This is a genomic window from Fundidesulfovibrio sp. (assembly GCF_058402725.1).
In genome coordinates this window covers 1-5,980 of record NZ_JBZVFJ010000177.1, presented here as the reverse complement: position 1 = coordinate 5,980, position 5,980 = coordinate 1, and the positions used below count along the sequence as shown (strand labels likewise).

Annotated in this window: 5 protein-coding genes and 1 pseudogene; 4 read left to right on the top strand and 2 right to left on the bottom strand. The window is 71.6% G+C overall.

The window, feature by feature from the left end:
- Nucleotides 1-369: pseudogene (locus ACV4UX_RS16675) on the bottom strand (glycosyltransferase); the annotation flags it as partial.
- A 79-nt stretch (nucleotides 370-448) separates the two neighbouring features.
- Between ACV4UX_RS16675 and amrA the strand changes: the two are divergent.
- The gene (gene amrA / locus ACV4UX_RS16670; protein WP_491594410.1) at nucleotides 449-1,003 is read left to right on the top strand and encodes an AmmeMemoRadiSam system protein A; all 555 of its coding nucleotides are present in this window, start codon (nucleotides 449-451) and stop codon (nucleotides 1,001-1,003) included.
- A gap of 60 nt (nucleotides 1,004-1,063) precedes the next feature.
- Here amrA and ACV4UX_RS16665 read toward each other — a convergent pair whose 3' ends face one another.
- Nucleotides 1,064-2,134, bottom strand: a complete 1,071-nt coding sequence (locus tag ACV4UX_RS16665) for a J domain-containing protein (RefSeq protein WP_491594409.1) — start codon at nucleotides 2,132-2,134, stop codon at nucleotides 1,064-1,066.
- 305 nt (nucleotides 2,135-2,439) lie between these two features.
- Between ACV4UX_RS16665 and ACV4UX_RS16660 the strand changes: the two genes are divergently transcribed.
- From ACV4UX_RS16660 to ACV4UX_RS16650, 3 genes are all read left to right on the top strand, one after another.
- The gene (locus ACV4UX_RS16660) at nucleotides 2,440-2,907 is read left to right on the top strand and encodes a chemotaxis protein CheX (RefSeq protein WP_491594408.1); all 468 of its coding nucleotides are present in this window, start codon (nucleotides 2,440-2,442) and stop codon (nucleotides 2,905-2,907) included.
- A 6-nt stretch (nucleotides 2,908-2,913) separates the two neighbouring features.
- On the top strand, nucleotides 2,914-4,179 hold the full coding sequence (locus ACV4UX_RS16655; protein WP_491594407.1) for a putative Na+/H+ antiporter: 1,266 nt from the start codon (nucleotides 2,914-2,916) through the stop codon (nucleotides 4,177-4,179).
- A gap of 64 nt (nucleotides 4,180-4,243) precedes the next feature.
- A partial coding sequence (locus ACV4UX_RS16650; RefSeq protein WP_491594406.1) for a protein-disulfide reductase DsbD family protein occupies nucleotides 4,244-5,980 on the top strand: 1,737 nt, incomplete at its 3' end.

The following is a 5,980-nucleotide window of genomic DNA, read 5'->3' as shown; positions in this document are numbered from 1 at the left end:
GCAGCGCAGGGGGCCTTTGCGCTCGGGGGCGAAGAGGGGCAGGTAGTCCTTCTGGGCCACCAGGGCCGCGTCGAAGGCGTTGCAGAAGGGAACATGCCAGGGATTGAGGTACTGGTCGATGGAATAGGCGGCCGTGGGCCAGGGCAGGAGTTCCAGCCCGGCCACCGAGGGGGGGCGGCCGTCGTCGGCCCAGAGCGCGGCGTCGGGGGCGAAGCCGCGCGCGTCGAGCAGGCGCAGGAGCCCGGCCAGGGAGAGGGCCTTCTCCAGGCGCACGTCGGCCCCGGCCCACTGGCCCACGGAGAGGGTTTCGCAGCCCAGTCGCTCCAGGGCCTTGAGGAAGTAGGGGCCGTCCAGGCAGAGCACGCGCATGGCCCTTCGTACTCCGTCTGGCGGGACGGTGGCAAGCGTGCTACCGGGCTTGCAGGCAAACCCGGACAAGGAGCCCGCCATGGACGCCTTCCGCTTCGAGCTTTCGGCACTGGAAAAGGACGCCCTCAAGGAACTGGTGCGCGCGAGCATCCGCGCCGCGCTGGAGGGCGACCGGGACTGGACCCCGCCCGCATCGCCCTCCGCCAGGCTCACGGAGCCCCTGGGGGCCTTCGTGACCCTGCACCTGGGGGGCGAGTTGCGCGGCTGCATCGGGCACATCGTGGGCGACGGCCCCCTCTGGGAGACCGTGGCGCGCATGGCCCGCGCCGCCGCCTTCGAGGACCCCCGCTTTCCGCCCCTGGCCCCGGCCGAGTTCGAGAGGCTCGCCGTGGAGATCTCGGTGCTGGGTCCCGTGACCGCCTGCCCGGACCCGGCGCGGGTGGAGGTGGGCCGCCACGGGCTCATCGTGCGCCGCGGGGCGCGCCAGGGGCTTCTGCTGCCCCAGGTGGCGGTGGAGTGGCGCTGGGACGCCCAGGCCTTCCTGGACCACACCTGCCGCAAGGCGGGCCTGGAGCCCGGCGCGTGGCGCAGGCCCGGCACGGAGATCTACTGGTTCGAGGCCGAGGTGTTCTGAGGACGCCTTGCCAGCGAGTTATTTGAACAGGCTGCAAGAATCGACTTTTTCAACGGGCTGCTAGGCGGCCCAGGTGGCGGCTGCCTTGCCCCGGCCCGGAGCGCACCAGGAGATGGCCAGTTCGTAGGCCTGGTTGATGGACTTCATCATCTCTTCGTCGCCGCCCAGGTCGGGGTGGTGGCGGCGGGCCTGCTTGCGGTAGGCGGTCTTGATGTCGTCGGCGTTGCAAGGGTAGGTGATGCACAGGAGGGCGCAGGCCTGGGTGAGGGTCATGCGGCCGTGGCCCAGGGGCGATTTGTGGCTGCGCTGCTTGTAGTCCTGGTAGCTGGAGCCGCCGCCTGGCCCTGTGGTGCGGTGGCGGTGCTCCTGGCGTCCCTGGGAGGCCCCGGCCTGATCCTGGCCGCCTGCGGTCCCGGTTCTGGCGCGCCATGCGCCCGAAGCGCCGGCTCCCGAAGCGCTGGCTCCCGAAGCGCCGGGGTTCGCCTTGCCCGCGCCCCCGGAGGACGCCCTGCCCCCCGCCGTCGCGCCGCCGTGGGCCGAACCGTTGCCGGGCCGCGCGCCTGCGGCCCCGGAAGCCCTTGAGGATGCGTCGTCCGCGGCCGAAGCGCCTGCCTTGGACGCGCCCGGCGAGCGCCACGCGCCCTGTCCGGGTTGGGCCCCCGCGCCGCGCGCGCTCCAGGAAAACTGCTGTCCCGCGCCCGTCGAGGCCCCGGGCCGCGCCTGCTGCGCGCCCTGGCGCGCGGAGGATGCGCCCGCGTCGCGGGTGAACGTGCCGGAGGCGTTCTGCGTGGTGGACTGGTAGGCGCCGGAGGGCTTGGAAGTGCCGGACTGGAAGCGGGAGTTGGCGGCTCCCTGGGCCTTGTGGACGCCGGCGGCGGAGCCGTACTGCGGGCGTCCCTGTTGTCCGGGGGATCCGGCGGGTTTGCCCGAGGCGCGCCAGGCGCGTCCCGCGCCCTGGTAGGCGTTTCCGGCGGTCTTGAGGTTGTCCAGCACGCTGCGCAGGTGCACGAGGATGTCCCGCAGGAGGTCGCGGGTGTCGGAGAGCCTCTTTTCCAGGGCTCCCCAGTCGGAATCGGAATAGCCGGTGGCCCGGTTCCGGTGGTCGGTGGCGGTGGCTTGGCGGGTGTGCATGCGTTGTGCGCCGGGGGAATCAGGCCGGTCCCGAAGTCCGGGCCGCCGCCCGTGGCGGCGTGCGCCCTCCGCGCCGTGGAGGGCCGTTCCGGCAGGACTCCCGCGTCGTCTGCACGGGGGACTACATCAGGGTGCGGCAAATGGCAAGCCGCCGGGAGCGTCGCCCCGGGGGGGAAAAGGCCGGGGAAAAAGGCTTGAAAGGCTAATCCGCACAGGGTAGAGGATAGGTCTCTTCGGCTGTCCGCGCCCTTTGGCTGGCGGCATGTGTCGCGCCGGAGACGATCCATGCGCCCAAGGAACCCTTCATGAACGCCACCGACGCCGAAATCGCCAAGCCGTTTGTCCAGGCCACCAAGCACGTGCTCACCACCATGGCCATGATCGAGCCCGCGCCGGGCAAGCCCTACGCCAAGAAGAACACCACGGCGGCGGGCGACGTGTCGGCCGTGGTGGGCCTCACCGGGGACAAAAGCGGAAGCATCTCGATTTCGTTCACCAAGAAATGCGCCGTGGCCATCGTCAAGAACATGCTGGGCGACGACATCCAGGACATAGTCCAGGACACCAAGGACGCCGTGGGCGAAATCACCAACATGATCTCAGGCCAGGCGCGCGCCGGACTGGCCCAGATGGGCCTGGCCATGCAGGCCTCCACGCCCACCATCATCTTCGGAGACAACCACTCCATCTCCCACGTGACCAGCGGCTCCGTTGTGGCCATCCCCTTCACCACGCCCAACGGGGACTTCACCGTGGAGTTCTGCTTCGAGTAGGCGGCCATGAACGCACCGGACGCCGCCGCAACCACCCTCGGCACGGCGGCCTTCGCCCTGGCCGTGGCCCACACCTTCCTGGCCGGACGCTTCCTGGAGCGCTCCCGCAGGGGCGGCCCCCACCACGGCCTGTGGCACCTTCTGGGCGAGGTGGAGATCGCCTTCGGCTTCTGGGCCGCCGTGTTCCTGATGCTTCTGGCCGTGTTCACCGGGCCATCCAGGGCCGTGGACTACCTCGAGGGCATCTCCTTCACCGAGCCCGCCTTCGTCTTCGCCATCATGATGGCCGCCTCCACGCGCCCCGTGGTGGCCCTTGCCGCACGGGCCATCCTGGGGCTGGCCGCGCGCCTGCCCCTGCCCATGGGGCCGGCCACCTGCTTCACGGCCCTGGTGGCGGGGCCGCTCATGGGCTCGCTCATCACCGAGCCCGCCGCCATGACCGTCACGGCGCTCATACTCTACATGGCCTTCTTCAGCCGCCCCCTGTCCCGGGCCTGCAAGTACGCCATGCTGGGCACGCTCTTCGTGAACATCTCCATCGGCGGCGTGCTCACGCACTTCGCCGCGCCCCCGGTGATCATGTGCGCCCCGGCCTGGGGCTGGGGCCTGGGGCACATGTTCCTCAATTTCGGCTGGAAGGCCGTGATCGCCGTGGTGGCGAACGCCCTGGCCCTCACGGCCGCGTTCTGGCGGCCCCTGGCCCGGCTGGAGGTGCGCGCGCCCGAGTCCCTGCGCCAGGGCGCGCCCGCCTGGGTGAGCGCCGTGCACCTGGCCTGCCTGGCGGCCATGGTGGCCCTGCTGCACCATCCGGCCGCCTTCCTGGCCGTGCTGGCGGTGTTCGTGGGCTTCGTCGCGGCCTACCCCGAACACCAGACGGAGCTCATGCTGCGCCCGAGCCTCATGGTGGGCGTGTTCCTGGCCGGACTGGTGATCCTCGGGCCGCCCCAGCGCTGGTGGGTGCAGGCCCTCATCACGCGCATGGACACCCTGACGCTCTACTTCGGGGCCATGGGACTCACCGCCCTCACCGACAACGCCGCGCTCACCTACCTGGGCACCCTGGTGGAGGGCCTTTCCGACGCGGGCAAATACTCCCTGCTGGCCGGGGCCGTGGCGGGCGGCGGGCTCACCGTCATCGCCAACGCCCCCAATCCGGCGGGTTACGCCATCCTCAAGCAGGGTTTCCCGGGCGAGCGCATCTCCCCCCTGGGGCTGGCGGCCGGGGCGCTTGCGCCCACGGTGGTGGCCGCCGCCGCGTTCCTTGTTTTCTAGGCGCGCTTTTTGCTGTAAACATCCGGGCGAACCGCCGCACCACATGAAGAGACCGAGGCCCCCCATGCGCGCACTCCTCACGGCCCTGGCCCTGCTGATGGCCCTGGCGCTGCCCTCGCAGGCGCAGGACACCCCCGTGGCCGCCTCCTGGGAGCTGGCAGCGCTCCCCGACGGCAAGGGCCTGGTGGCCGTGCTCTGGCTCACCCCGTCCCAGGGCTACAAGACCTACGGAGCGGACCCCGGCGAGGCGGGCATGCCCACCCGGGCCGAGGCGCGCCTCACGCCCACGGGGCAGGCCCTGGACGTGCTCTATCCCCCCGGCAAACCCTCGCGCGACCTCTACGAGCCCGACAAGAACGTCAACGTCTACGCCGGACCCACGCCGCTCTTCGTCACGCTGCCGCCGGGGCTCCCCGAGGGCTTCGGCGTCGAGGCCCGCGTGAGCCTCCTGGCCTGCACCGACGTGAGCTGCTGGCCCGTGCTTCTGGAGACGGAGCTCTCCTCCCGGCAGTTTCCCGCCCCCCCCGCCGCCAGGGACAAGCCCTGGTGGGGCCTCTACGCCGAGCTGGCCGCGCGCGGCCCCGGCGCGGGGGTGCAGCCGGTCCCGGACAAGGCCCCCGTGGCCGCCGCGGATCTGCGTTTCACGCCCAGGTCCCTGACGCCCCACCTGGAGGTGGACGGGCTCCTGAAGGCCCTGCCCCTGGCGCTGCTGGCCGGGCTTCTGCTCAACCTGATGCCCTGCGTGCTCCCCGTGGCCTGCCTGAAGCTTTCGGGGCTCCTGGCCTCCTGCCACGCGAGCGATCCCGGCTGCGACCGCTACGCCCTCATCCGGCGGCACAACATCTGGTTCTCGGCGGGCGTGCTGGTCTATTTCGGCGTGCTGGCCCAGGTGCTGGGCGCGGCCGAGCTGGCCTGGGGCCAGCTCTTCCAGAGCCCGGGCCTGATCCTGGGCGCGGCCGTGACCCTCTTCGCCCTGGGGCTCTCGCTTTTCGGGGTGTTCCACCTGCCCGTGGTGGATTTGAAGATCGCCCACGGCCATTCGCGCAGCCCCCGGATCCAGGCCTTCACCACCGGCATGCTGGCCACGCTCCTGGCCACGCCCTGCTCCGGGCCGTTCCTGGGCGGCGTGCTGGCCTGGACGCTCCTGCAACCCCCGGCCGTGGTGGTGACCGTGTTCACGGGCATCGGCGCGGGCATGGCCCTGCCCTACCTGATCCTGGCCCTGCGCCCGGAGCTGACCCGTTTCGTGCCCAGGCCCGGCCCCTGGATGGTCCAGCTGGAGAAGCTGGCCGGGTTCATGCTCATGGCGGCCTGCCTCTATTTCCTCTCCATCCTGCCCCAGGCGCTGCTGTTGCCCGCGTTGGCGACGCTGCTTGCGGCGGGCCTGGCCTGCCACGTCTGGGGCGCGTGGACCAGCCCCTCACAGGGCCTGATCACCCGCTGGGGGGTGCGCCTGGCGGGCGTGGCCCTGGTGGTGTGGATGTGCCTGTGGTCCCTGGCCCCGGCGCCCCAGGGCGAGGCCGGGTGGGAGCCTTACGATCCCCGGACCTTCGCCGGGATGCTCGGCAAGGAGAACCTCCTGGTGGACTTCACCGCCGACTGGTGCCCCACCTGCAAGGCCCTGGAGAAGACCGTGCTCGTGCCCAAGGCCCTCAAGGAGCTGCGCGAACGGTACGGCGTGCGCGCCGTGCGCGTGGACCTCACCCGCGAGAGCCCCGAGGCCATGGCCCTGCTGCGCGCCCTGGGCTCGGCCTCCATCCCCCTGGCGGCGCTCTTCCCCAAGGGCGAGGAGGTCAAAAGC

What these genes read in the sequence shown, in the direction of transcription:
- amrA (WP_491594410.1), top strand. Translation starts at nt 449, where the DNA reads ATGGACGCCTTCCGCTTCGAGCTTTCGGCACTGGAAAAGGACGCCCTC.
- ACV4UX_RS16665 (WP_491594409.1), bottom strand. Translation starts at nt 2,134, where the DNA reads ATGCACACCCGCCAAGCCACCGCCACCGACCACCGGAACCGGGCCACC.
- ACV4UX_RS16660 (WP_491594408.1), top strand. Translation starts at nt 2,440, where the DNA reads ATGAACGCCACCGACGCCGAAATCGCCAAGCCGTTTGTCCAGGCCACC.
- ACV4UX_RS16655 (WP_491594407.1), top strand. Translation starts at nt 2,914, where the DNA reads ATGAACGCACCGGACGCCGCCGCAACCACCCTCGGCACGGCGGCCTTC.